The sequence below is a fragment of the Nocardia gipuzkoensis genome, from assembly GCF_021183645.1.
Taxonomy (GTDB): Bacteria; Actinomycetota; Actinomycetes; order Mycobacteriales; family Mycobacteriaceae; genus Nocardia; species Nocardia abscessus.
On the sequence record NZ_CP089225.1, the window covers coordinates 2,361,055 to 2,386,402 of the forward strand.

Annotated in this window: 26 protein-coding genes; 16 read left to right on the top strand and 10 right to left on the bottom strand. The window is 69.2% G+C overall.

The features are described from left to right. Nucleotides 1-48 precede the first annotated feature (48 nt). The gene (locus LTT66_RS10830) at nucleotides 49-399 is read left to right on the top strand and encodes a winged helix-turn-helix transcriptional regulator (protein ID WP_408638774.1); all 351 of its coding nucleotides are present in this window, start codon (nucleotides 49-51) and stop codon (nucleotides 397-399) included. Here the strand turns inward: LTT66_RS10830 and LTT66_RS10835 are convergent. Both LTT66_RS10835 and LTT66_RS10840 read right to left on the bottom strand, forming a co-directional pair. After that, nucleotides 396-1,520, bottom strand: a complete 1,125-nt coding sequence (locus LTT66_RS10835; protein WP_233066435.1) for a glycerate kinase — start codon at nucleotides 1,518-1,520, stop codon at nucleotides 396-398. The genes LTT66_RS10830 and LTT66_RS10835 overlap by 4 nt on opposite strands. Before the next feature lie 131 nt (nucleotides 1,521-1,651). Beyond that, a complete protein-coding gene (locus LTT66_RS10840; RefSeq protein WP_233066437.1) occupies nucleotides 1,652-3,238 on the bottom strand; it encodes an alpha/beta fold hydrolase in 1,587 nt (528 codons plus the stop codon). Between the two features lie 158 nt (nucleotides 3,239-3,396). Here LTT66_RS10840 and LTT66_RS10845 point away from each other — a divergent pair, with 158 nt between their 5' ends. Further along, on the top strand, nucleotides 3,397-3,708 hold the full coding sequence (locus LTT66_RS10845) for a GNAT family N-acetyltransferase (protein WP_181722339.1): 312 nt from the start codon (nucleotides 3,397-3,399) through the stop codon (nucleotides 3,706-3,708). A 4-nt stretch (nucleotides 3,709-3,712) separates the two neighbouring features. Here the strand turns inward: LTT66_RS10845 and LTT66_RS10850 are convergent, their stop codons facing one another. Further along, on the bottom strand, nucleotides 3,713-4,465 hold the full coding sequence (locus LTT66_RS10850; RefSeq protein WP_233066439.1) for a lysophospholipid acyltransferase family protein: 753 nt from the start codon (nucleotides 4,463-4,465) through the stop codon (nucleotides 3,713-3,715). Nucleotides 4,466-4,603: 138 nt separating this feature from the next. Here LTT66_RS10850 and LTT66_RS10855 point away from each other — a divergent pair, with 138 nt between their 5' ends. The 3 genes from LTT66_RS10855 (at nucleotide 4,604) to LTT66_RS10865 (ending at nucleotide 6,660) form a co-directional block, all read left to right on the top strand. Further along, complete coding sequence (locus LTT66_RS10855; protein WP_181722341.1) at nucleotides 4,604-5,248, top strand: YqgE/AlgH family protein; 645 nt, start codon at nucleotides 4,604-4,606, stop codon at nucleotides 5,246-5,248. Nucleotides 5,249-5,434: 186 nt separating this feature from the next. Next, nucleotides 5,435-5,920, top strand: coding sequence for a sigma-70 family RNA polymerase sigma factor (locus LTT66_RS10860; RefSeq protein WP_181722376.1), 486 nt, complete (start codon nucleotides 5,435-5,437; stop codon nucleotides 5,918-5,920). Continuing rightward, a complete protein-coding gene (locus tag LTT66_RS10865) occupies nucleotides 5,917-6,660 on the top strand; it encodes an anti-sigma factor family protein (RefSeq protein ID WP_233066441.1) in 744 nt (247 codons plus the stop codon). The genes LTT66_RS10860 and LTT66_RS10865 overlap by 4 nt, the downstream gene beginning before the upstream one ends. A gap of 65 nt (nucleotides 6,661-6,725) precedes the next feature. Here LTT66_RS10865 and LTT66_RS10870 read toward each other — a convergent pair whose 3' ends face one another. Next, nucleotides 6,726-7,256: an EXLDI protein gene (locus LTT66_RS10870; RefSeq protein ID WP_195066176.1), complete on the bottom strand. Its 531-nt coding sequence runs from the start codon at nucleotides 7,254-7,256 to the stop codon at nucleotides 6,726-6,728. Nucleotides 7,257-7,391: 135 nt separating this feature from the next. Here LTT66_RS10870 and LTT66_RS10875 point away from each other — a divergent pair, with 135 nt between their 5' ends. From LTT66_RS10875 to LTT66_RS10890, 4 genes are all read left to right on the top strand, one after another. Beyond that, nucleotides 7,392-9,080 carry a thiamine pyrophosphate-binding protein gene (locus LTT66_RS10875; protein ID WP_233066442.1) on the top strand — a complete coding sequence of 563 codons (1,689 nt, stop codon included), beginning with the start codon at nucleotides 7,392-7,394 and terminating at the stop codon, nucleotides 9,078-9,080. 56 nt (nucleotides 9,081-9,136) lie between these two features. After that, nucleotides 9,137-9,796 carry an SRPBCC family protein gene (locus tag LTT66_RS10880; RefSeq protein WP_233066445.1) on the top strand — a complete coding sequence of 220 codons (660 nt, stop codon included), beginning with the start codon at nucleotides 9,137-9,139 and terminating at the stop codon, nucleotides 9,794-9,796. 19 nt (nucleotides 9,797-9,815) lie between these two features. After that, the gene (locus LTT66_RS10885) at nucleotides 9,816-10,850 is read left to right on the top strand and encodes a 3-oxoacyl-ACP synthase III family protein (RefSeq protein ID WP_181722377.1); all 1,035 of its coding nucleotides are present in this window, start codon (nucleotides 9,816-9,818) and stop codon (nucleotides 10,848-10,850) included. 125 nt (nucleotides 10,851-10,975) lie between these two features. Next, nucleotides 10,976-11,893: an aminotransferase class I/II-fold pyridoxal phosphate-dependent enzyme gene (locus tag LTT66_RS10890; RefSeq protein WP_408638837.1), complete on the top strand. Its 918-nt coding sequence runs from the start codon at nucleotides 10,976-10,978 to the stop codon at nucleotides 11,891-11,893. Nucleotides 11,894-12,128: 235 nt separating this feature from the next. On the opposite strand, the gene LTT66_RS10895 is transcribed toward LTT66_RS10890, so the two are convergent. Then, on the bottom strand, nucleotides 12,129-13,211 hold the full coding sequence (locus tag LTT66_RS10895; protein WP_195068745.1) for an ABC transporter ATP-binding protein: 1,083 nt from the start codon (nucleotides 13,209-13,211) through the stop codon (nucleotides 12,129-12,131). Between the two features lie 183 nt (nucleotides 13,212-13,394). On the opposite strand from LTT66_RS10895, the gene LTT66_RS10900 reads away from it, so the two are divergent. The 6 genes from LTT66_RS10900 to LTT66_RS10925 all read left to right on the top strand — a co-directional run bounded on the left by LTT66_RS10900 (nucleotide 13,395) and on the right by LTT66_RS10925 (nucleotide 18,641). Beyond that, the gene (locus tag LTT66_RS10900; RefSeq protein ID WP_233066449.1) at nucleotides 13,395-14,189 is read left to right on the top strand and encodes an LLM class F420-dependent oxidoreductase; all 795 of its coding nucleotides are present in this window, start codon (nucleotides 13,395-13,397) and stop codon (nucleotides 14,187-14,189) included. Nucleotides 14,190-14,337: 148 nt separating this feature from the next. After that, nucleotides 14,338-16,134, top strand: a complete 1,797-nt coding sequence (locus LTT66_RS10905; RefSeq protein ID WP_233066451.1) for an ABC transporter substrate-binding protein/permease — start codon at nucleotides 14,338-14,340, stop codon at nucleotides 16,132-16,134. Continuing rightward, nucleotides 16,135-16,860, top strand: a complete 726-nt coding sequence (locus LTT66_RS10910) for an amino acid ABC transporter ATP-binding protein (RefSeq protein WP_181724092.1) — start codon at nucleotides 16,135-16,137, stop codon at nucleotides 16,858-16,860. 109 nt (nucleotides 16,861-16,969) lie between these two features. Next, nucleotides 16,970-17,266 (top strand): hypothetical protein, encoded by a 297-nt coding sequence (locus tag LTT66_RS10915; protein ID WP_233066453.1) that lies wholly within the window; start codon nucleotides 16,970-16,972, stop codon nucleotides 17,264-17,266. A gap of 32 nt (nucleotides 17,267-17,298) precedes the next feature. Then, nucleotides 17,299-18,138, top strand: a complete 840-nt coding sequence (locus LTT66_RS10920) for an alpha/beta fold hydrolase (protein ID WP_233066455.1) — start codon at nucleotides 17,299-17,301, stop codon at nucleotides 18,136-18,138. A gap of 98 nt (nucleotides 18,139-18,236) precedes the next feature. After that, nucleotides 18,237-18,641, top strand: a complete 405-nt coding sequence (locus LTT66_RS10925; protein WP_233066458.1) for a nitroreductase family deazaflavin-dependent oxidoreductase — start codon at nucleotides 18,237-18,239, stop codon at nucleotides 18,639-18,641. A gap of 38 nt (nucleotides 18,642-18,679) precedes the next feature. Here the strand turns inward: LTT66_RS10925 and LTT66_RS10930 are convergent, their stop codons facing one another. The 5 genes from LTT66_RS10930 to LTT66_RS10950 form a co-directional block, all read right to left on the bottom strand. Further along, entirely contained in the window at nucleotides 18,680-18,919 is a 240-nt protein-coding gene (locus tag LTT66_RS10930) for a hypothetical protein (RefSeq protein WP_233066461.1), read from the bottom strand. Nucleotides 18,920-19,138: 219 nt separating this feature from the next. Beyond that, a complete protein-coding gene (locus LTT66_RS10935) occupies nucleotides 19,139-20,395 on the bottom strand; it encodes a CHAT domain-containing protein (RefSeq protein WP_233066464.1) in 1,257 nt (418 codons plus the stop codon). Continuing rightward, the gene (locus LTT66_RS10940; protein ID WP_233066466.1) at nucleotides 20,392-21,918 is read right to left on the bottom strand and encodes a tetratricopeptide repeat protein; all 1,527 of its coding nucleotides are present in this window, start codon (nucleotides 21,916-21,918) and stop codon (nucleotides 20,392-20,394) included. Before LTT66_RS10940 ends, LTT66_RS10935 begins: the two co-directional genes overlap by 4 nt. 1 nt (nucleotide 21,919) lies before the next feature. Next, nucleotides 21,920-22,942: a hypothetical protein gene (locus LTT66_RS10945; RefSeq protein WP_233066469.1), complete on the bottom strand. Its 1,023-nt coding sequence runs from the start codon at nucleotides 22,940-22,942 to the stop codon at nucleotides 21,920-21,922. Next, complete coding sequence (locus LTT66_RS10950; RefSeq protein ID WP_233069120.1) at nucleotides 22,942-24,309, bottom strand: hypothetical protein; 1,368 nt, start codon at nucleotides 24,307-24,309, stop codon at nucleotides 22,942-22,944. Before LTT66_RS10950 ends, LTT66_RS10945 begins: the two co-directional genes overlap by 1 nt. A gap of 260 nt (nucleotides 24,310-24,569) precedes the next feature. Between LTT66_RS10950 and LTT66_RS10955 the strand changes: the two genes are divergently transcribed. Beyond that, nucleotides 24,570-25,184, top strand: a complete 615-nt coding sequence (locus LTT66_RS10955) for a hypothetical protein (protein WP_233066471.1) — start codon at nucleotides 24,570-24,572, stop codon at nucleotides 25,182-25,184. The last annotated feature ends 164 nt before the right edge of the window (nucleotides 25,185-25,348 follow it).

Here is a 25,348-nt window from a genome sequence, read left to right on the forward strand (position 1 = left end):
GGTTGCTTACCTCGAGGTTCGAAACGAGGTCAAAGGAGCGCGGTGGGCATGAACAGTGACGCGGATCACGATGTATGTGGCATGACGGTCGCTATCGATGTCGTCGGCGGCAAGTGGAAGATGCACCTGATGTGGGTGCTCGGCACCGGCCCCCAGCGCTTCGGCCAGATCCGCAGGCTGCTCGACGGAGTCAGCGAGAAGGTTCTCGCCGAGAACCTGCGCCAGCTGGAGTCCAGCGGCGTGGTGCATCGCGAGGTCTATCCCGAGGTTCCGCCCCGGGTCGAGTACTCGCTCACGCCGCTCGGCAAGGAGCTGGCCGTGGCGCTGCGTCCGCTCGAGGAATGGGGCGATCGGCACCGGCACGAACTGGCCGCGAACCTTCTGGCGTCGGCGAGCTAACCCACCCACTCGGCGGCGATTCGCGCGCCCACCCGCTCGAGCAGCGCCGCCGCCTGCGCCATCGAGCGTTCCGGGTCGGGTTCCAGCTCGGCGAGCGCGTAGCAGTCCGAAAAGCCCGCGGCCCGGATCTCGTCGGGCGCGAGCAATGTGCGGCCCGCCACCGCGAGCACGGGCACATCCGCCTTGCGAGCCGCCGCGCATACGCCGATCGGCGCCTTGCCGTGCAAGCTCTGCCGATCGAGTGAACCTTCACCGGTGACCACGAGGGTGGCGTTCGCGAGCAGGGCGGGAAAATCGAGCAATTCGAGCACCACCTCGATGCCGCTGCGCACCCGCGCGCCCAGCACGGCGAGCGCGCCGAACCCGGTACCGCCCGCCGCGCCCGCGCCGGGATGCCGCGCGAACTCGGGGCCGACGAGTTCCGCCCAGGTCGCGAGCGCGGATTCGAGGACGCCGACGTCGGCGGGCCCCGCACCCTTCTGCGGCGCATACACCGCCGCCGCTCCGGTCGGCCCGAGCAGCGGATTGTCGACATCGCAGGCCAGCGTGAACCTCGTACCGGCGACACCCGGGTGCAGCGCCGAACGGTCCAGTCGCGCAGCGCGGGCCAGAACCACTCCGCCGCGCGGCAACTCCTGTCCCTCGGCATCCGAAACGCGGACGCCGAGTGCCTGCAACATGCCCGCGCCCCCGTCGGTGGAGGCGCTGCCGCCCAGACCGAGCAGGATCTCGGTGACCCCGTGGTCCATCGCGTGCGCCAGCACGACCCCGAGCCCGAACGTGCTCGCGCGCAACGGATCGAGCCGCCCCTCGGGCAGGATCGCCAAGCCGACGACGGCGGCCAGTTCGACCACCGCGGTGGCACCGTGCCGGGCATACGACGTGCGGCGCGGCACGCCGGTCGGTCCAGGAGCGGTCAGTTCCACGCGCGTCCAACCGGCCGCGACGAACGCCTCGACCGTGCCGTCCCCACCATCGGCGACCGGCACCTGCCGGATCTGGGCCTCCGGTGCGCTCCGCCGCAATCCCGCCGCCAGAGCCGCCGCCACTTCCGGCGCGGCGAGCGACCCCTTGAACTTGTCCGGAGCGACGATCACTCGGGCGGTGGATGCCGGCGTCATCCCCACATTGTCGGCCGCGACCGGACCCGCCGCATCACGACCCATCCGCCACGAGCCACCGTCGTGCAAGCCGCTGACCTCCGGCGACCGTGGAAATCCACACCCTGCCTCAGGAGGAGGGCCGAGTCCGCTCAGCTCGCGGGCAGTGGAGCCTGGGCGGCCTGGGTGATCGCGACCTTTCCGGTCCGCAAATAGGTGACCACGGCCTCGTCCACCGCCGGGTTGCCGCGACCGAACGTTCCGTGGTCGCCACCCTCGACGACGACCAGCGCGCCGCCCAGTGCCGCGGCCATGGCGGGACCGCCCTCGTACTTGGTCAGCGCGTCGTGGCGGCTCTGCAGAACCAACGGCGGCGTGCGCAGCCCGGCACCGGTGATCGGCACCGGCTTCGTCACGGGTTTCCACAGCCCGCACGCCATTCCGGAACGCACCAGGTCGGCCCGTGCGTCCATGGCGTTGCCGCCGGAGGCGATGGTGCCGACCGCGGCGCCGAGCAGCTCCGGCCTGCCTGCCACGGCGTTCTCGTTGCAGGTGATGGCGCTGAAGACGAAACGACCGGTGGGATCGGTCGAGGTCGCGCCCTCGATGGCCCGCAGGCGCTGCACGTTCGCCGGATCGGCGGCGGCGTCGGCCATCGCGCGGGCGAAGGTGGGCCAGAAGGCGCGGGTGTAGGTGGCCACGGTGGTCGCGCCGAGCAACGGCACTTGCGCGGAGACGCCACCGCTCACCAAGGTGCGCAACAGGTTCTGCACTTTGCCGAGTTGCTCGACGCTGCCGGTGTAGCCGTCCCGCGCGATCTCGGCCAGCGGCTCGGGCAGCGCGCCGGGCAGGTCGGCGAGGCTGGCGGGCGGTGGGGTCAGGTTGGCGTACCAGCCGCCGCCCTGCGCGGCCGCCAGCCGGACCCAGTTGCGATAGACCTGCAGGGCGGTGTCGCCGAGGTGGTATTCGTCGTCGTGTTCGGCGATCCAGGCGAACAGATCGTCCAAGCGCTGTTTGCCCGCGACCTGCTGCTGAGCGAATTCCTCGGTCCACACCCAGTCCGGGTTGACGTTGGAGTCCAGGATCATTCGGTCCACCCGGTCACCGAACAGCGCCGCGTACACCGCGCCGAGGTAGGTGCCGTAGGACGTGCCGAGGTAGCCGATCCGCTGCAGACCGAGCGCGGCGCGCACCGCGTCGAGGTCGCGCGCGGTGTTCTCGGTGGTGATGGTGTCCAGGTAGCCGGGCTGCGCCGCGTCACAGGCCTTCTTGATCTCGTCGCGGTTACCGCCGCCCAACGAGACCTGTTGACCTTCCTGGTTCTTCGTCCCCCCGCATTCCAGCGGTGTTGCCCAGCGCAATCCACGCGGCTGGACGGCGATGCGGTCGTAATGCTCGGCGAGCGCCGCGGGGAACACCTCCACCCGGCGCGCCCAGAAGTCCAGAGCGTCCGCACCGGGGCCGCCGGGGTTGGCGAACAGGACACCCTCCCGCTCGCCCGTGGCGGCGATCCGGCTGACGGTCAGCTCGATCTCGGTGCCGTTCGGATCGGCGTAGTTCATGGGCACGCTGACGACGGCGCACTGCACGCCCCGATCGGCGGATACGGCGCCCTCGGGACACTTACCGAAGACGACTCCCGGCGCGGCCTCCGCACCGCCGGTGACGATCGATCCCCCCAGCAGGCCCACGGCGACGACGGTGGCCGCGACCCGCGAAACCCGCAGTGTCCTCATCATGTTCCGTACCTCCCCGAGCCTGCCCGCTCGCGCGCGACGACGGACCCGACCAAGAGCATTCTGCGCAGGCCCGCCGGGACAGACAAGTCGGTGGCGGGATTCCGCCCCGCCCGGTGTGTGATTTACCGGGACAACGGCGCACAGAGTAGCGTCGAGCCATGGCGACCGAGGTCAGCAACAACACCGCACTGGAACGCTTCGAGATCTACGTCGACGGTGCGATCGCCGGTTACGCCGAATACCAGGACACAGCCTCCGAGCGCGCGTTCGTGCACACCGAGATCTACCCCCGGTACGAGGGCCAGGGCTATGCGCGGCTCCTGGTGGAGACCGCGCTCAACAGCACTCGCGACGACAAGCTCGGCACGCTGCCCATGTGCCGGACGGTGCATCACTTCATCGAGACCCGTCCCGAATACCTCGAGATGGTGCCGCACTGGGCGCGCGACCGGCTGAATCTGCCGCAGTAGCCGTTCAGTACGCCGCGACGGCGGCGTCGAGCGCTTTCTGCAGATCGGTGCGCACCAGCCGGGCGATGTCGCCGGGCCGGGGCGGCAGCTCGAGCACGGGCACACCGAAGTGGAAACTGGCCCCCTTGGCCTCCTCCTTCGTTGCCCGCACCGTTCGCGGTCCGTAGCTCAGCGCCATGGAGACCAGCACGGGCTCGGCGCCGAGCTTCATCGCGCGGAACGCGATGTGCCCGATGCCGCTGCCCACCGCCTGCACGCGGGCGGGGTCCACGTCGTTGCAGGTGCCCTCGGGGAACACCGCGATGCCGTCGCCGCGGGCCATCCGCTCCGCGCAGACGTCCATCATGCGCTGGCCGGCCGCGTTCACCGCGCGGATGCCGTGGTCCTTGCCGCGGAACACGGGGATGCCGCCCATCATGTCGATCTTGCGCCGCTGGTCGGGATCGATGAACAGTTCGTCCTTGGCCAGCACGCGCACCCGGCCGATCACCCGCCGTAGTCCGCTGCGCCAGGCGGCCGCGGCCACGGTGTAGGGATCGCTCTCGGAGAGATGATTGATCGCGAGCAGCAGCGGCCTGCCTTGCGCGACCACCGCGCGAAGCGCTTCACGGGCACCATCGGCGTAGGTGACGCGCGGGTGATAGCGGCGGCCGAGAATGGCGTAAGCCCCCCATGCCTTCAGGCGGTTCTGGCGATGATCGCGGTAGAAGTCGTACACGGTGTCGCTGTTCTCGAGGCGCACCTCGGGCGGTTCCATGACCTGGACTCTACGAGGTCACGTCGGCAGCGCAACTGGGCCTCCGGTGTCCGGTGCGCGTTCCGGCTCGGCAAATCCGGAACACAGAAGTGGGCCGCAGAAGGCGCATTGTGAGCGAACAGCTGCGATGATGTCGGAGTGGCACGCGCAGAAGACCCGGACGATCGGAAGACTCGCGGCGGGCACGGCGACCGTAGGCGACGCGATTTCCGGCACGGCGAACAGGTGGTTCGTGCCGGGACGCTGCTGGTGTCGGCCACCGAACTGGTCGAACCGACCTTCCGGCGCACCGTCGTCTACATCATCGAGCACAACGAGGCGGGCAGTCTCGGGGTCGTGCTCAACCGCCCGAGTGACACCGCGGTGCACGAGGTGCTGCCCCGCTGGACCGACGCCGTCGCGGCGCCACGCACGCTGTTCATCGGCGGCCCGGTGAAACGCGACGCCGCGCTGTGCCTGGGCACCGTCCGGGTGGGCGCGCGGATCGAGGGCGTATCCGGCCTGCGCCGCATCGACGGACGCGTCGTCCTGGTCGATCTGGACGCCGACCCCGAGCGGGTCGCTCCGCTCGTCGAGGGCATCCGGATCTTCGCGGGCTACGCGGGCTGGACCTTCGGGCAACTGGAAGGGGAGCTGGAGAACAACGACTGGATCGTGCTGTCGGCACTGCCGTCCGACCCGATCAGCACGGGCCGCCCCGACCTGTGGGCGCACGTGCTGCGCCGCCAGCCGCTCCCGCTGTCCCTGCTCGCGACACACCCGATTGAACTCGAACGCAACTGAGACCGTGTACTCCTCGAAGGGACCGAAGGAGACACGACATGAGACACGACAACTGAACCGGCGAGAGTATGGGTGACTCATCGGCTGCGCCCACCGACCGGCCCCGCAATTCGAGCGGAGAGGTATCCAGTTGTGCGCAAGATACGCGGCGAGACGGGCCAGCCCGACGACCAGTCCGACGAATTGATGCGGGCTCTCTATCGCGAACACGCCACGCCACTGTGGCGGTACACGCTCGGCCTGGTTCGGGACCGGGGCCGGGCAGAGGACATCGTGCAGGAAACATTGCTGCGGGCCTGGCAACGCCCGAACGTCTTGGATCAGTCCACCACGTCGGCGCGGGCCTGGTTGTTCACCGTGGCGCGCAATCTCGCCGTGGATGAGCACCGCAGCGCCCGCAGCAGGCGCGAGTTCCGCACCGACAGCCCGCCCGAACGGGCGACCCCGGACCAGTCCGACCGCGCGCTGGACGGCTGGCTGGTCGCCGACGCCCTCGGCAGGCTCAGCGCCGACCACCGCGAGGTGATCGTGCGGGCCTACTACCGGGGACTGTCCACCCAGCAGATCGCCGAGGAACTCGATGTCCCGGCGGGCACGGTGAAATCCCGGATGCACTACGGCATGCGCGCATTGCGCCTGGCACTACAGGAGATGGGGGTGACGAACCAATGACGGATATCACCGACGACTACACCACGTGGGACGCGGCGTACGTGCTCGGCTCCCTCACCCGCGACGAGCGCCTCCGGTACGAGAGCCACCTCGCAGGCTGCCCCGACTGCCGGGCCGCCGTGGCCCAACTCGCGGGCCTGCCGGGCATGCTCGCCCTCGTGGAGACCGACATCGCGACCGCGATGATCGAGCCGCCGGCGCAAGCGGGCGAGTTCGCGGCGGAATCGGCTCCACCGCCGATGCCTTCGCTTCCGCCACCACCGCGGCTCGCCGACGCCGCCGAACGACGCCGCCGCCGCGGCGGGTGGACGTCGGTCGGCATCGCGGTGGCCTCGGCCGCGGCCGCTGCGGCGATAGCGGTGCCGATCGCCGTCTCGCTGTCCGGATCGGACGACTCACCGGGGCCGGGCACCAGCGAGCAGGCGTTCGTCGAACGTCAGATGACTCCGCTGGAACCGACGCCGGTCTCGGCGAGCTTCAAACTCGTCCCCGCGGGTGATCGCACGCGGCTCGTGATGTCCTGCAGCTATCCCGCGGGGGAGCAGTTGCGCTACAACTGGGATCTCGCGCTGTACGTCACCAGCACCAGCGGCCAGCAGCAGAAACTCGACGAGTGGCCCGCGGGCCCCGGCACCGAGCTGACCATCGACCGGACCATCGACGGCACGCCCGACCAGGTGCGCTCGGTCGAGATCCGCACGGCGAACACCGGGAAGGTGCTGCTCACCGGCACGATCTGACCGATCGGACGATCCCCCGCCGGGCACTGTCCAGCGGGGGATCGCTCGCGCGCCGAGCGCGGCGGTCAGATGTCCAGGTCCTCGATCTTCGGCCCCTCGGCCAAGTCGGCCACCCGTCGATAGAGCTTGTCGGGCAGTTGGCCCTTCAACTCGTCGAGGGAATCCACCACCACGAAGATGAAGTCACCCCAGTCCTGCTGCCCGACGCCGAGCAGACGGCGCCAGCTCTTCGGGTCCTTCCAATCCTTCAGCCAACTCGAACCCGCGTCGGCGGGATATTCGTCCCAGTTCGAATACTGGGCGTGCATCACGTACTTGCCCTTGCGGCTGCGATACACCTTGACGTGCTCGATCCGCGTATCGTTGACGTCGTGCCATTCCCCGAGCAGGGTGCCGGAGAAGCGCACCTGCCGCACACCATCACGACCGACTTTGAGCACAATCTCGTCGTGGCCCTCCAGTCGGCCCTCTTCGAGTTCGATGAACCGGCGCAGCGCCGTGACCACCGCCCCCGAGAGGTTGCCGCCGACCAGTTCCTGCGCGCGCTGGAAAAGCGGCAGATCGTCGTCGGCTACGTAGATCGTCTTGTTGGGCATGTTCCAACTATACGTAGATGTATACGTACACGCAACACCTAGGGTGAATCTTCAGCCACCCTTGAACCGTTTGACGGCCGACGACGTATATCACAGGTGTACGCAGTCGAATTTCGTCAGCGGAAGGGAGGGCCGATGCGGACTCGGGCCGTGGACTATCTGGTGCGAGCGGTTTCGGCACTGGGGGTGCGACACATCTTCGGAGTGGACGGCGCCAACATCGAGGACCTCTACGACGCGATCTTCGACGCGCCGGACCACGTGACCGGGGTGGTCGCCAAACACGAGTTCTCCGCGGCCACTATGGCCGACGGTTACGCCCGTACCACTGGCGGACTCGGCGTGGTCGCGGCGACCTCGGGCGGTGGCGCGATGAATCTGGTCGCCGGACTTGCCGAATCTTTCGCTTCGCGGGTGCCGGTCCTCGCGCTGGTCGGGCAGCCCCCGACCCTCCTGGAAGGCAACGGCGCGTTCCAGGACACCAGCGGACGCGCGGGCGCCATCGATGCCGTCCGCCTCTTCGGCGCGGTCAGCACCTATTGCGCACGCGTGGAATCGGCCGCTGACCTGCCGGATCAGCTGGACCGGGCGGTGCACGCCGCCCGGCGCGGCGGCCCGGCGGTACTGCTGTTGCCCAAAGACGTGCAGCAGGCCGACGTGGGCGACCTCGCGCGGTTCCGTCCGGCCCCCAAAGAACACAGATCCGACCGAGCCGGTATCGCCCGCGTCCGGGCCGCGCTCAGCACCGCCCGGCACACCGGAAAGATCGTGATCATCGCGGGCGATCAGGTGGCGCGCGACGACGCGCGCGACGAGCTCGCCCGCTTGGCGACCGCACTGGACGCCGCCGTGGGCGTAGCGCCGGACGCGAAGGACACCTACGACAACACCGATCCGGGCTTCTGCGGTGTCGCGGGCAGCATGGGTCATCCCGAACTCGCGGCGGCCATCCGGTCCTCGGCACTGTGCCTGCTGGTCGGCACCCGATTGCCGGTCCCAGCCCGCGCGGGCTCGGAGACCGCGCTCACCGAACGCACGGTGGCCAGCATCGGCGTCGCGCCGCCGTACCTGCCCGCCATCCACGCGACCAGCACCGATCTTTCGCGGACGCTCACCGACCTCGCCGACGAACTGGAGGACGGCGGTCGCGGACCCGAACGCGTCCCCGCGACGCAACCACCGACTTCCCTGCGCGTGCCCGCCTCCTCCGGTCCCGGTCTGCGCTACCGGGATGTCGTGGAGACGATCGATGCCTCCTTGCCGGAAGGCACCGATGTCTTCGCCGACGCGGGCAATACCGGCGCGGCCGTGGTGCACCACCTCCGGGTGCCACGGGACGGGCGGTTCGTGGTCGCGCTCGGCATGGGCGGGATGGGTTACGCGTTCGGCGCGGGCATCGGGTCCGCGTTCGCGCGGCACGCGAGAACGGATGGCGTACGACGCACGGTCGTCATCGCGGGTGACGGCGCGTTCTATATGCACGGGATGGAGTTGCACACCGCGATCGAGCATGCCCTGCCGGTCACTTTCGTCGTGCTGAACAACAACGCGCATGCCATGTGCGTGACCAGGGAGCAGCTGTACTACCGGGATCGCTACAGCTTCAACCGATTCCGTCCGGCGCACCTGGGCTCGGGCGTCGCCGCGATGTTCCCCGGCCTGCCCGCGTTCGAGGTGCACACCGTGGGCGATCTCGGCGCCGCGCTGCGCCGCTGCCTGGAAACCGAAGGGCCGTCGTTCCTTTCGATCGAATGCGACCCCGACGAGATCCCCCCGTTCCTGCCGTTCCTGAACACCGTCGAGCAATCCCGGAACCCCAGATGAACACCCGCTTCGCCGGCAACGGTGCCGCGCCCATGCCTGCCAAGAGGAGTATCACCATGACCACGAGTTCCCTCCCTGCCCTCGGCGACATTCCGGAAGGAGAGTTGCCGGGCGTGCTCCGTATCGAGAACTCCGACAAGGAAGCTACCGAGCCGATCATCATCGAGAGGCTGCGGTCGGTGTATCCGCACGACCAGATCTACGGCGAATACTGTCCGGTGCAGGGGTATATCAATGCGCCGCCGCGCGAGGTCTACGAATACCTCGCCGATCCCCGGTCGATGGAGGAGTGGACCTACGGCCTGCGCGAATTCGCCGAGACCGACGAGCCAGGACTTTGGCTGGCCTACGACCGGCTGGGCGCGGATACCAAGATCTACACCCGCACCGTCGCCAATCCCGACGCGATGACGGTCGACTACCACTGCGCGTGGGACCAGTCGAAGCACCTGTGGATGATCTACCTGCTGCGCGTGATCGATGCGCGAGTGGTGTTCGACAAGCCGGGTTCGGTGGTGCTGTGGGTGAACTGCAAGCACCCCTTCTACGACGAGAACCCCTATCCCGAGACCGCGCCGCCGCAGCGGCCGGAGTGGGTCGGCGACTTCTGGGAGATGTTCTCGGCGGGTCACCAACTGGAGATGGACAACCTCAAGGCCATCTGTGAGTACCGGGCCGCGCACGGACTGCCCGTCAAGCCCGACTGGATGAAGTGAGAAGCAAGTGATCACCCCGATGCACCAGAACATCCCCGGCCTGCCGCAGGTCAGCCTCGTAGACGTGGCCTCTTACCTGCCCGGCGAACCGGTCGGCACCGAATACTTCACCCAGTTCTCCCGCTCGGACCGGATGGCGAAGAACGTCATGTTCCGCGCGCCCAAGGGCCGCCACCACGTGGCCCGCGACGAGACCGCGGTGGACATGGTCGAACGCGCCGTCGCGCCGCTGATCGAGCGCAACGGCGCCGACGCGATCGCCGAAGTCGACGTTCTCATCACCCATACCCAACTGCCGGACAATCCGGTGCTCGGTTGCGGTCCCGAGGTGGCGCGACGGCTCGGCCTCCGTCCCACGTTCGTCTACGACGTGCACAACGGCGGGTGCGCGGCGTTCGTGCACATGATGGCGATGGCCCGCATGATCCTGCAGACCACCGCCGCCCGCACCGCGCTGATCGTGGCCACCCAGAACTGCGCGGGACCGGTGTTCACCCAGACCGAGATCCGCAAGCTGGCCCAGGCGCCGGTGCCGGGTGACGGCTGCGGCGTGGGACTGCTCCGTAAGGACGACAGCGCGCCGATTCTCGACCTCGAATGCCGCACCTATCCCGAATTCGCCGGGGACATGGACTTTTCCACTCGCGGCGAGCGCAAGTACTGGGAGCCGGGCGAGGGCCAAGCGTGCGTCAGCTTCACCGAGTCGAAGGTCAGCAAGGTCTTCGCCCGCGGCAACCGGCTGGTTCCGGAAGTGGCCCTCGCGGTGTGCGATCGGATCGGCGTGCGCGGGCGCGACGTCGACACGTTCGTCACCAACCAGCCGAACCGGCTGTTCCTGCGCAACTGGCACGACGCGCTGGAATTGCCGCCCGAGCGGCACCCGGACACCTTCGACTCCTGCGGGAATCTGTTCGCCGCCGGTATCCCGGTGACCCTGGACGTGGAGAACCGGGCGGGACGGCTGCCCAACGGATCGCTGGTCCTGATGGCGGCGTTCGCGCACGCGGGCGACTTCGCGGGTGCGGCCGCCGTCCGCTGGGGGGCCGCGCGATGAGTGTGCTCGTCGACGGCACCCGGCCCTCCCGCCGGCTCCGAGCGCCTCGGGTGGCGCCGCGGTTCGACCTCACGCTCAGCGAGAATCCGTACCCGCCGCTGCCTTCGGTGCTGCGGGCCGTGCACATGACGCTGGCTCACGCCAACCGGTATCCGGAGTTCCTGCCGCGTCGGCTGCCGTCGCTGATCGCTCGCCATGTGGGTGTGGGGGCGGATCAGGTGGTGGTCGGCTCGGGGGCGACCGGCGTCGCACTGCAGATCATGCAGACGCTGACCACGCCGGGAGCGGAGATCCTCTACAGCGCGCCGACGTTCGACGGGTACCCGATCATGGCCGAGATGACCGGGCTCGACGCCGTGCCGGTGCCGCTGGACACGGCGGGCAACCAGGATCTGCGGGCGATGCGCCGCGCCATCGACCGGCGCACCGCACTGGTCGTGGTGTGCCGTCCGCACAATCCCACCGGAACGGTGATCGCGGCGGACGAGTTGAAGGCGTTCCTGTCCGGCATGCCCGCCCGGATTCCGGTGATCCTCGATGAGGCGTACGTCGAATTCCTCGGCGCCGCCGAGTGCGTCGACCCGCTGGCCCTCATCGCCGGGCACCCGAACCTGCTGATCCTGCGTACCTTCTCGAAGGCGTACGGCTTGGCCGGGCTGCGGATCGGTTACGCCTTCGGCAGGCCCGAGCTGATCGCGCGGGTGGGCAAACTGCAACTGCCGTTCGGGCTGAGCGCCGCGGCGGTGGCCGCGGTCACCGCTTCCTACGCCGCCCAACCCGAACTCGCCGCACGGACCCTCCGCATCACCGAGGAGCGAGACGCGCTCCGTGGCGCACTGGTGGCTCGCGGATTCGCGATACCGGAGAGCCGCGCGAACTTCCTCTACATTCCCGGGCCCGGCACGAGCACCGCCCTGCGCCGCGCGGGCATCGCCGCGAAGTCCTATCCCGACGGCAGCGCCCGGATCGCCGTCGGCGACCCCTCCGCAGACAATGCGGTCCTCCAGGCGCTCACATCGGGTCCGGTTGTCGGAACGTCATAACCGCAGCACAGCGGAACAGGCGGGCGGCACCGGGGGTTTCGTGCGGCTCAACGAGGACTATGCGCAGCAGCGGCGCGAACGCCGCCGATCGAACGCGACGGACTGATCGCACCGGGCCCGCTCACGGCGCGAGCGAGTCGCAGCCGCCGAGCCGCGGGCGCACTCCTTCGCCGGGTGCGGGTCGGCGAGCAGCTCGGCGGCGGAACCGCCGAGCTGAGCCGCCATCGGCGATGAGCTAGTTGAGCCTGCGCCCGTCGGTGTCGAAGAAGTAGATGTGCTCGGCGTCGGTGGACAGCCGCAGGCGCGTGCCCTTCGCCGGCGGATTGCGCCAATCCGCGCGCGCCACAATGGTTTCCCCGGCGCCGTTGGTCGCGCCCTCGGCGACGGTGCGGCCGTAGATGTAGGCGTCGGAACCGAGTTCCTCCACCACGTCCACCTCCATCTCGATGCCGGAGCCGTCGCCGAGCTCGAAGTGCTCCGGCCGGATGCCGACCGTCACGGTGGCCCCCGCGGCATCCGCGACCGTTCGCGGCAGCGCGAGCGCGTGCCCGCCCAGCTCCACCCGGCCATCGGCCACGGGGAGCGTGAACAGGTTCATGGCCGGTGAGCCCATGAATCCCGCGACGAACACGTTGGCCGGATCGCGGTAGAGGTCGCGCGGCGTGGCGCACTGTTGCAGCAGGCCGTCCTTGAGCACCGCGACGCGATCACCCATGGTCATCGCCTCGACCTGGTCGTGGGTGACGTACACCGTCGTGGTGGCGAGCCTGCGCTGCAACTGGGCGATCTGCGTGCGGGTCTGCACACGCAGCTTGGCGTCCAGGTTGGACAGCGGCTCGTCCATCAGGAACACCTGCGGCTGGCGCACGATGGCGCGGCCCATCGCCACCCGCTGGCGCTGACCGCCGGACAGCGCCTTCGGTTTGCGATCCAGGTAGGGCTCCAGGTCGAGCAGTTTGGCCGCCTCCAGGACCCGCTTCTGCTTCTCCGCTTTGGCGACCTTGGCCAGTTTCAGCGCGAAGCCCATGTTCTCCGCGACGGTCATGTGCGGGTAGAGCGCGTAGTTCTGGAACACCATGGCGATATCGCGTTCCTTCGGCTCGGCGTGCGTCACGTCGTTGTCGCCGATCAGGATGCGGCCGCCGTTGACCTCCTCCAGCCCGGCGAGCATGCGCAGCGAGGTCGATTTCCCGCAGCCGGACGGGCCGACCAGCACGAGGAACTCGCCGTCCTCGATCTCCAGATTCAACCGATCCACCGCGGGTTTGGCGGAGCCGGAGTAGAGCCGCGTCGCGTTGTCGAAGGTCACCGTGGCCATGCCGAATTCACATCCCATCCCGGCAGGAACGTGCCGGACGATCCGAGTAAGGGTTGAGCGGCGATCCTATCCGCCCGGGCGACGATGAGCCACGTCAGCGCCCGCGCCGGGCGGCTACCTGCGGGCGTCCGACCGCGCCGGTAGCCTCGGGGCGGGGGCAAGCCGAGCGACGAGGAGCATGTCATGAGTCGTCCAGTTCGTATCGGAGTTCAGCTGCAGCCGCAGCACGCGCCCGAATACGGGCTCATCCGCGACGCGGTGCTGCGCTGCGAGGACGCGGGTGTCGACATCGTGTTCAACTGGGATCACTTCTATCCGCTCACGGGGGACCCCGACGGTGCGCACTTCGAATGCTGGACGATGCTGGGCGCGTTCGCCGAGCAGACCGAGCGGGTGGAGATCGGCGCGCTGGTCACCGGCGGCGGTTACCGCAATCCGGACCTGCTGGCCGATATGGCGCGCACCGTCGACCACATCAGCGGCGGCAGGCTCATTCTCGGTATCGGCGCGGGCTGGTTCGAGAAGGACTACGACGAGTACGGCTACGACTTCGGCACCCCGGGCAGCAGACTCGAGCTGCTGAAGGAGAATTTGGCCCGGATCAGTGCCCGGCTGCCGAAACTCAATCCGCGCCCGACCCGCGACCTTCCGATCCTGATCGGCGGAGGTGGCGAGAAGAAGACCTTGCGGCTGGTCGCGCAGTACGCCGACATGTGGCACACCTTCGCCGACCTGGACGTGCTTGCGCACAAGAACAAGGTGCTCGCCGAGCACTGCGCCGCCGTCGGCACCGACCAGGCGCGCATCGAGCGCTCGGTGCAGTGGCCGGGCCTGGCCAAGGCGCCCGCGTTCGTCGAGGCGGGCGTGACGACCTTCACCCTCGGGGTCAGCGGACCGGACTACGACCTGAGCGAGGTCGCGACGGCCGTCCGGTGGCGCGACGAGGTCAACCCGGAACCGGTCAGCGGACTGGCTTGAGCCGGATTGCCTGGCGGCCGTCGCGCCGCGGCGCGGAATTCGGATCAGGCTGATCGAAATCTCGACCGCAGGCCGGGCACGGCCGCACGGGCCACCCGCCTCGGGGTAGCTGCGAATTAACAGATTCTCGGGGCTAGGGTTGTCCGTCATGGCTGTTCTGCCCGCTGTGCGGTCTCGTGCGTTGATCGCCGTGCTATTGCTTGCCGTCGGTCTCAGCGCGACGGCGTGCGGTACCGGCTCCGACGACGCGGCCACCGAGCGCAACCTCTGCGCACCGCCCGGCCTGGCCGCCGCCTCCGCCGCGCCCACCAACCTGGCCGAATCGGCCGCCGCGGGCAGCGACCGCTACACCACCGCGACCACCGTGGCGCCGACATCGATCGACGTCTCGAAGCTCGGCTTGATCACCTCCGGCAAGCTCAGCGTCGGCACGCTCTCCGACGCGCCGCCGAGCATCTGCGTCGACCGGCAGGGCACGTTCACCGGCTTCGACAACGAGCTGCTGAAGGCGATCGCCGCCAAGCTCGGCCTCCAGGTGGAGTTCTCCGGCACCGAGTTCGCCGGGCTGCTCGCCCAGGTGTCCGGCGGCCGTTTCGATGTGGGCTCGTCCAACATCACCACTACTGACGCGCGCCGCCGGCTGGTCGGTTTCACCAACGGCTACGACTTCGGCTATTTCTCCTTGGTCGTGCCGAACGGCAGTCCGATCAAAGGGTTTTCCGACCTGAACCGCGGCACCCGGATCGCCGTGGTGCAGGGCACGGTGCAGGACGAGTTCGTGGTGAACCAGCTGCGGCTGGACCCGGTGAAGTTCCCGGATTACAACACCGCCTACGCCAACCTGAAGTCCGGCCAGGTGGACGCCTGGGTCGCCCCGTCCGCCCAAGCGGAAGGCGCGATCAAGCCTGGTGATGGCATATCGGTGTCGCAGAACACCTTCAGCCTGGACAACTTCGTCGGTTACGCGGTCGCCAAGAACAACCAGCCGCTCATCGACGCGCTCAACAGCGGTCTGGACGCGGTGATCGCGGACGGCACCTACGCCGAGCTCTACGCCGAGTGGGTGCCCCGGCAGCTGCCGCCGGGCTGGAAGCCGGGCTCCAAGGCCGCGCCCGCCCCGCAGCTGCCGGACTTCGCCGCGCTGGCCGCGGGCAAGCAAACGGGCGAGTCGGAGCAGAACGCGCCGAAATCCACCGTGCAACAGTTGAAGGACACGTTCTTCGATTGGTCGCTGTACCGCAAGGCTTTCCCTGACCTGTTCAAGACCGGTCTGCCGAACACTTTGATCCTCGCGGTGGTTTCGGGTGCGCTCGGCACCGTCCTCGGCATGCTGCTCGCGGTCGCCGGAATCTCGCGGACCCGCTGGTTGCGCTGGCCGGCAAGGGTGTACACCGATATCTTCCGCGGCTTGCCCGCCGTGGTGATCATCCTGCTGATCGGTCTCGGCGTCGGCCCGGTGGTGCGCAACCTCACCGGCAACAACCCGTACTGGCTCGGTGCGGTGGCGCTGGCGTTGCTCGCCTCGGCCTACATCGGCGAGATCTTCCGCTCCGGTATCCAATCGGTCGAGGCCGGGCAGCTGGAGGCGGCGCGCGCGATCGGTTTCGGATACCGCCAGGCGATGACGCTGGTGGTGATCCCGCAAGGCGTGCGCCGGGTGCTGCCCGCGCTGATGAACCAGTTCATCGCGCTGATCAAGGACTCGTCGCTGATCTACTTCCTCGGCCTGCTCGCCACCCAGCGTGAGCTGTTCGCCGTCGGCCGCGATCTCAACGCGCAGACCGGCAATCTGTCGCCGCTGGTGGCCGCCGGATTGGTCTACCTGATCCTCACCGTCCCGCTCACCCACCTGGTGAACTACATCGACCGCCGGATGCGGACCGGACGGCCCGACCGGCCGATCGACCAGGTGGAGGCGGCCACGATCACGGAAGGGCGCGGATAGATGAGTGCCTCCCTCACCGGTACCGGACTGCATCTGACGCTGGGGCACAACCACGTGCTGCGCGGGATCGACATCCACGTCGACGCGGGCAAGACCGCTACCGTCATCGGGCCGTCCGGCTCGGGTAAATCGACCCTGCTGCGGGTGCTGAACCGGCTCTACGAGCCGGACCGGGGCGACGTGCTGCTGGACGGCAAGTCCGTGCTCACCGAGAATCCGGACCGGCTGCGCCAGCGCATCGGCATGGTGTTCCAGCACTTCAACCTGTTTCCGCACAAGACCGTCGCGGAGAACGTCGCGCTGGGTCCGCGCAAGCTGCGCGGGCTGTCCAAGGACCGGGCGCGGGCGCTGGCCGTCGAGCAGTTGGAGATCGTCGGTCTGGCCGACAAGGCCGACACCCGGCCGGCCAACCTGTCCGGCGGGCAGCAGCAGCGCGTCGCCATCGCGCGGGCGCTGGCGATGCAGCCGGAGATCATGTTCTTCGACGAGGCCACTTCGGCGCTGGACCCCGAGCTGGTGAAGGGGGTGCTCGCGCTCATGGCCGACCTCGCCTCCGGCGGCATGTCGATGGTCGTGGTGACCCACGAGATGGGCTTCGCCCGCTCGGTGTCCGACAGCGTGGTGTTCATGGACCAAGGGCAGGTCGTGGAGACCGGCACGCCCGACGCTTTGTTCGACGACGCGCAGACGCCGCGATTACAAAGGTTCCTCTCCCAGGTGCTCTGAGTCGCGCGGCGCGATCCAGCACACGCAGGGCAATCTTCATTGATGCGCATCTGCTAATGTATCGATCATCACGATTCCAGCTATCCGATCGAGGAAAGAGGGAAATTCGATGACCACAGCACATGCGCAGCACACCGGCCACGACCATGTGCACGGCCCGGACTGCGGGCACACGGCGTTCCAGCACGGCGATCACATCGACTACGCCCACGATGGTCATCTGCACCGCGAACACCAGGGACACTACGACGAATGCGAGCGTGCCGGGCACACCGAGTGCGCCGATCATCCCCATCAGCACGGGCCGAACTGCGGCCACGAGACCGTCCAGCACGGCGACCACGTCGACTACGTGCACGACGGACACCGTCACGCCGCCCACAACGGCCACTTCGACGAGCACTGATCGCGTCGGTACCCGGTTCTAGAGTCGAGCGGGTGATCGAAGAACTCGAGATTCGCACCGAGGCAGGCACCTTCGACGTACTGGCCGTCGGCGCTCCCGGCGGCCGGGAGCTGCTGTTGCTGCACGGGTTTCCGCAGGGCGCGCGGGCGTGGGAGTTCCAGCTCGGCTTGCTGGCCGACGGCGGATGCCACGCTGTCGCGCCCGACCAGCGCGGGTATTCACCGGGTGCGCGGCCCGAGCGGGCCGCCGAGTACCGGCTCGAGGAGCTGGTCGGCGATGTGGTGGCAATCGCCGACGCGCTGGGATGGGAGCGCTTCGACCTGATCGGCCACGACTGCGGGGCGCTGGTCGGGTGGGCGTTGGCCGCCGAGCTGCCGGAGCGGGTCCGCACCTTCAGCGCGTTGTCGCATCCGCATCCCGCCGCGCTCGCGCGGGCGATGGCCGAGGACGAGGACCAAGCGCAGCGCTCGCACTACCTGACCAGGCTGCGTGAGCCGCGCACCGCGGAGCGGACCTTGCTCGCCGACGACGGGGCCGCGTTGCGCCGGATCTTCGAGTGGAAGGTTCCGGAGGAACGCGTCGAGGACTATGTGCGCAGGCTGGCCGAGCCCGGCGCGCTCACCGCGGCGCTGAACTGGTACCGCGCCATGCCTCTCGCTGGTCCGATCGGCCCGGTGGAGGTTCCCACCCTGTACGTGTGGGGCACCGAGGACGCGACCGTCGGGTCCACCGCCGCGCTGGCCACCCAGAAATACGTATCCGGCCCGTACCGATTCGAGATGCTCGAGGACGTCTCGCACTGGATTCCGGAGGAGGAGCCCATGGCGCTGGCTCGGCTGCTGATCCAGCACCTGCTCGCTCACCCCGGCTGAAATCCCCTGATGCCGCCGCCGATCCCGGCGTTTCCCGGACAGCGTGTGCGACCAGAGAGAAAGCTGATCCTCGTCCACCACATCCCGGGAGGTGAACCGTGGACGTCAAGGAAATCAATAGGCGAACCATCGCGCAGTTCCGAGCGGGCGGCGAGATCGACGGCATGCAGCGCGACCGCCTGGTCTTGCTGACCACGACCGGCCGCAGCACCGGCGCCCCGTACACCACCCCGATGATGTTCCACCGCGACGGCGACCGGCTGTTGATCGTCGCTTCCAACGTCGGCGCACCGAGGCACCCCGACTGGTACCTGAACCTGCGGAAAGACCCGCATGTCACCGTCGAGGTGGGCGAGGAGACCTATCCGGCGCTGGCCACCCCGCTGACCGGCGAGGACCGTGCCCGCACCTGGGCGATGCTGAAGAACACCTATCCGTTCTTCGCCGAGCACGAAATGGCTACCTCCCGCGTCATTCCGGTGGTGGCCCTCACGCGGGCGTGACCAGGCGGCTCAGCACCGCGCTGCGCACCGGCGACCGATCAGCGGGCCGCCGTGTCGGTATGGGAAGTCGCCGCGTCGACTCGGCGGTCCGCGACCAGGTCGAGCAGCGCGGTCAGGTTGTCCGGGTCGGCGGGGTCGAGGATCCCTTCCGGTAGGGCCAGTTCGGTGAGCCGTTGCCCCCGGTGGAAGGCGGCGGGGCGCAGCGGCGGCGCGTCGTCAGGTTGTCCGAGGATGGTGGCGAGGTTTCCGTCGTTGTCGTAGACGGCGTAGTAACGCATTGTTGGGCTCCTCAGAGGCCGGTCGAGGCGGTGGTCCGACTGGTGTAGCTACGTCTCCTGCTCAGAATTCGTGATGGCTGACGGCGTTCGAGCTTATCCACAGGTTCGATGCTGAGTGTCGGTTTGCGCAGTAGTAGCGTTACCCGTTTTTTCGCGAATATCGCGGCATCGTCGCACGTAGATCGGTATATGGAGACCGGGCAGTAGGATTTGCCGGGGTCAGGCGCAGACGGTCGCGAATGCCGCCCACAGCACCGGGGAATGCTCGATCCGGCCGGTGTCTCGCCAAGCGGCCAGGCGTTCGCGCTGCCATTCGGCGAGTGCGGTCACCGGATCGGGCTGTTCGTGCGCGCCGTCGATGGCGCAGACGGCCTGCTGTAGCGGTTGGGCCTGCGGCGGCGCGCCCGCGACGCGCTGGAAGGCGAAATCGGTAGGCAGCGCCCACCTGCTCGCGGTGACCAGTTCCGCACCGCCGGTGATCATCGCGGCGGTCAAACCGAGCGCCTCGCTGAACCGCAGGTCGCCTCCGCTCTCGCAGGCGATCAGCGCGACCCGGCTCGGCATCGGCCACAGCTGCGGCCCGGCAACCGGATCCGCGTCGATGGTGTGCGTGCCGAGCAGCAGGTCTTTGGCCGAGAGCGGCCGGTGCGTGCGGGACGGCTCGGCGAAACCGACGGCGTCGGCGGTGCAGGCGAGATGCAATTCGGCATCCTCGCTCCGGCCGGATTCGGGTGCGGCGGCGGTGACGTGCCCGACGTAGACCAGGCGGCTCGCGCCCGCGCGCAGGGTTGCGCCGAGCCAGGCGCGGTCCACATCGGTGCGCCGGAACGCGTCCACCGGATTCGGGACCGCCGGACGCAATCGGTCCTGCGCGGCGTACGCCGCGATCCGTTGCGCTAGCGGGGCTTCGGCGGTCATCCGGCCCAGTACCGAACCGAGCGTCGAATCGGCGCGGAAGCCGGGGATGCGCGGATCCAGCACCGCGACGACCGGAAGCGCGGCGCTCTTCGCCCACTCGCGCGCGATCCGTCCCGGCGCTTGCACGACACTCGCCGGAGCGAGCAGGCTGACGTCGGCGATGTCGATCAGCCGGACATCGCGGTCGGGCGCGATGAGTTCCCACGGCACCTGCGCCAGACGCGGTGACGGTTGCAGCCGGATATGCGGGCGCACGCCGCCCTGCCACAGCTCGTAGAGCTGTACGGCCAGGCCGTAGGGCAGCAGCGCCCGGGAGAGTGCTTGCGCGACGGCGTATTCCCGCTCGTAGTCGGCGAACGCGCCGGTGGTGAGGGCGTGCGTGAGACCACCGGTCTCGGCGGGCCGCGGGAGCGCCTCGGCGAGCAGTCCGACCGCCCGCACGGCCGCGTCTTCCGGGAGCACGCCCGCGCCGCGGGGCGCGCTGTCGTCGACCCACCGCCACGACACGTAGACGTCTCCCGCGTCCGCCATGCGGACGAGCACGGTCGGTCGCGTCATACCGTCAGCACCCGATCGTCGCGGATCACCCGGCCGTAGCGCTGTTCGGCGGCGACGATGAACGGCGCGAGCGCGATCCGGCCTTCCGCGGCCAGCGCCAAGCGCGGCGGCGGCGCGACCGGCAGACCCGCTCCGGCCGCGACCTCGGCCAGTGCCGCGCCCAGTTGCAAGGCGGCGCTGCCGGGATGATCGGTGAAATCCTCCGGTGCGTCCAGCAAATCGAGCGGAAGCCGCGCGGGAGTATCCCGCTCCGCTTTATCGATAGCTAAAGCGGTTCCAGCACACTGTGTTTCGATCAGATCAGCCACGAGCACCCCATTGCCGGACAGGTAGGCGAAGCGGAACGCCAGCCGCATGGCGGGGTCGGCGATCTGCCGGTTCCACTGCTCGCGCTGTGTGCCGTTCGGCAGGGTGTAGCGCACGGCGTCGATGGCCAGCGCGGCCGGAACGGCTATGCCGACCGCCTGCGCGAGCATCTCCCCTGTCGGCGGCTCGGTAGCGGTGAGCACGCCCTCCAGTAACGTCGCATGCCAGAAATCGAGCTGGGCGCAGTGCAATCCGAGGCCGCGCTCGGCGTAGGTCGCGAACGCCGTGGCGAGCAGCCGCTCGCCTTCGGCGACCCTCCCGGTACGGAACGCCACGGTGGCCGAACGGATGCGCAGGTCGGCCGCGTCGAGTACGGCAGCGCTGGCCACGAAATACGCCAAGCTCCGTGTGTAGCAGTCCTCGGCGCTCGCCAGATCGCCGCGACCCTCGGCGAGGAACCCCATGGTCTTGAGGCCGACTCCGGCTCGGTGCCCCAGACCGGCCCGCTCGAAATACCGCTGACTCGATCGCAGCGGCGCCTCCGCCTCGTCGTACCGCTCGATGCGAACGAGCATGATGGCGAGGTTCTGTTCGGTCTCGGCGACCGCGTTCCGATCGCCCGCGTCCTCGAACGCGGCCAGTGCCTGCCGCGCGAAGTCGACGGCCAAGTCGCGGCGTCCGGTCTCGAAATAGGTGGCGGCGAGATTCATCAGCGGGTGACCGGCCAGCTGCGGCGCGAAATGCCGGGCCGCCTCCAGCGATTCGGTGGCGAGTTCGGCGGCGTAGGCCCAATTGTGCCGGTGCAGCGCGACGGCGGTCAGCGAGAGCAGGCAGGCCACGCGCAGCACGCCGAGGTCGGTGTCGGTGTTGTCGGCGAGCAAGGCCCGTGCCTGCTCCAGCGCCGCTTGCGCTTGGTCGAGCTCGCCGAGATGCTGGAGCGCCTGGGACATGTTGACCAGGGCGTTCGGACGCAATCGCGATGCGTCATCCGGCATTTCGGCCAGCGCCGAGCGGTAGAGCGCGAGCGAGGCGGCGTGGTCGCCGAGTTCGTCGGCCATGCTCGCGGCATTGATGATCGCGCCGAGCCGGATGTCTCCCGTGGTTCGTTCGGCAGCATCTTCGAAGAGCCGCTTGGCCTCGACCGTGTCCCCGCGGGCGTACGCGTCGGCGCCCGCGGCGAGTAGTTCACGGCCGTCGCCCGCGGTCTCGTCGATCATGTCAGAAGTCCGAATCCGACGCGGCGGCGGCGACTTCCGCCAGCAGCGGCGCGTCGACGGGGGTGTCGGGTGTGTCGGCGGTGCGCCGCAGCCGTGCCGTGACCAGTTCGCGGATCCGCGCGCGCCGGGCCGCGGCGTCCGGCTCCTGCTCGTCCACGCCGACGCCCGGCACGTAGACGCGCACGGCCACGCCCGCTTCCGCACCGGCCGGTGCCGTTGTCTCGGCCTGCCACAGTTCGCCCGCGCGGATCAGCGGCACGTCCGCGGCATCGGCCGTGGTGCCGATCGTTGCCCGGGGATGCAGGTGCGCCGGGACGTCCGCGGCCGACAGTGGCGCCGCGACCGCGCTCACCCGCACGATCGTCGTGCCCGCCTCGCGCACCACTTCCCAGGACACAGCGCGTTCGGAGGCGTCGAGCAGCCCGGGCGGGCAGCGATTCCAATCCCAGCCCGCGGTGCCGCGGGCCAGGACGAGGGCGCCGGGCGCGACGATCGTGGCCGGTCCCGCGGCCAGCGCGTAGTCCTCCGCGCGGCCGAGCGCCTCGGCGGGGGTGCGCTCCTCGGCCACCGCGTCGGCGCCGTCGACGATCAGGTCGCATTCCTCGCTCAACGTGGCGATTTCGTCTTCCAGCAGGCTCTCGTCCAGCGGGGCGATGCCGTCCAAGGTCGAGGCGGGCCACCAGCGCGCCGCCCAGCGGGCGTAGCCGAGCCGCCACGCGCGCGCGGCGAGGTCCGGCAGCGCGGGCTCGGACGGGAATTCCCCTTCGCTCGCGGCGGATTCGTCGAGTGCGACGGACACCTCAGGGCCGTACACCGCCCAGATCCACTCCTGCGCGAGGGCGAGATCATCGATCACCGCCGCCGGTGTCACCTGCCCGGCGAGCAGGCTCCAGGTCAAGTGTCCGCCCGCCACCTCCAGCACGAGCACGTCCACCCCGGGCTTGTCGTCCACCACGGTCGGAGCGTCGTCCGGCGCGATGATCCACAGGTCGTCTCGGCGGCGGACGCGTACGGTCGTGCTCATCAGCTCGCCTTCGATTCCGCCGCGTCCGGCTCACCCGCGCCCGCGCGCACACTGAGCGCCCGCTTCACCCGCGTGCGATGGTCGAGGATGACCGACCGCGCCACGCCATCGAGCAGGTCCCACAGTTCGTCCGGATCGTGGATCGCGAACTCCCGGACATCCCTGCCGTGCAGGCGAACCCACAGTCGGCGCAGGTACGGCCGCCACGGCGTGACCAACTCGGCCGCGATCGCGGCCAGTGGACCCGCGGGTGGTCGCGCGGGGTCGGCGCTCACCACCAGCCGCCGGGCCTGCAGCACGTAAGCCTCCCGCTGCCAGCGGCTGTTGACCACGTGCTGCGCCGTGGACCGTGCCGCGCCCGAATCCGTTTCGGCCAGGCGCAGCCGCGGTCGGACCTCCCGCGCGCCGCTGTGCTCGATGGGCGACAAGCCGGTCGCCAGTGCGGTGCCCGCCGTCGCGGCCACGCGCAGCGACTCCTCCAGCAGCGCCCAGGGCGCGCAGCTCCTGGCGATCTCGGCGTCGACCAGTTCGGGGATCGGCGGCAGCTCCGCGCGCTCGGTGGACGCCTGCAGCACGGTGAACACGCGCTCGTAGACGGTGCGATCGAACGGAAGCCCGAGGGTCGATTTCGAGGCCGAGGAGCCGATCGCCGGACGCAGCGGCACCGGGTGCGTGGTCAGCCCGAGCTCCTGGGCCGAATAGCCGGAGGTGTCCTGCCACAACCGGATTCCCGCGTGGGTACCGGCATGGGTGGCGACCAGCCGATCCAGCACGGGTTGTCCGTCGGCGGCGTCCTGGCCCAGTCGTGCCGCGGCGCAGGCTTCCAGCAGCGCGGCAACCTCCGCGGCGTGGTCGGCACCCTGCGGTCCGGTCGGTGGGCGTCGCCGCCAGGCCAGCTCGAGCAGTCCGGCCAGCTCGCGCTCCCGGGCGCGGTCGGTCAGGTATTCCTTCAGCGCTTGGGTGGTGCGTCCCGCGGTGTATTCGTGGATTTCCCGCAGCGCGTCCTCCGCGGCGGCGCGTGCCTGTGCCGGATCCGGCATACCGGAGGTGGTCGCCAGCTCGAAACAGCGCTGGAAGTACAGATCCTGCGGGTGTCCCTCGGTGATCCGCAGCGTCCGCCGCACCTGCTTGAGTACCGTGAACCAGGCCGCCGTCGCACGAAGCACATCTGCCGCGGCCTGGATGCGCGCCTCCAGCAATACCGCGCCGTCGGCCGTCAAGATCGGCCCCGCGCACGAGGGATGTTGCACGGGGCGGATCACCAGCGGGTCGAGCACGAGCTTCACGGTCCGGCGCAACGGCCCCCCGTGCGGGCCGCTGAGCGGCTCCACGCCATCGAGCCTGCGCCACACCTCATCGAGCACCATGGCGCGCGGTCGTCGCATGGATGCATTGTATTTGCCGCGACTTCGTCCCGGCGTGTTCATGGCCCGCTTATGGTGCTGGAAGACGGGACTACGCGGGGGCAGGGCTGGTCGCACTGCATGCGCGGAGTACTGCGCTCCAGGGAAACAGGAGTGCAGGGACTTCGAACTATGTGTGTGGCGTACCACACGCCACTGAATTCGGCGCCTAAGGTCTGACTCGGTCCGCCCATCAGGGGCAGCTGAGTGGAGGGATTCGACTAATGAAGTTCGAGAAGTTCACCGCTGCCGTATTCATGGTCATCTCGGCCGTGGGTATCACCGCGGCGACCGCCCATGCGGCGCCGACCGTAACGAGGCAGCCGAACGCGATGACCGCTGGCGACACAACTTCCGGTGTGGATCATGGAATCAACTACCGGATCACCGTTTCGCCAGTGGACAGGGTCATTATCGCCACCGTAGAGAATGGCAAGTTCCAGATCGCGCGGAACGGTGCGGTGGTGCTCGAGTCCGGCGACGGAGCGGCGGTGACCGAAGTGCCGCAATGGTTCGCCGTCGACGGGCGTTCGATCGCGATCGCACAGCAAATCGGTGCGGACGGCCGCACCCTGACGCTGACACCGACGGCAGAAGATGGCGGGCAACCGAAGGACATCAGCTCCTACGACCGGCTCAAGGAACAGATCAACAAGAATTTGCCCGGCGTCGTCACCGGTGCCATCGTGGGCGGCCTCCTCGGGGCATGCATGTTCCTGATCTGGGGGGTCAGCATCCCTGTGGGTGCGCTGATCGGTGGAACCGTCGGCGGCTACGCCATGGGCGGCCCGGAGTTCCTCGACGCCGTACAGGCGTTCGTCACCAACCAGGGCAGGTGAATCAGCGGCCAACTGGTGGTCCGATACCGGACACTTCGAGGCCATCGAGTCATTTACCTGCGGCCACCTGGTGCGGCGCCCGGGGCGGGCCGCCGCGGACCAGATGGCCGCTGAACCGATCGCCGCCAACCCGACAGGCGACCGATCCGGGAACGCACGAGGGG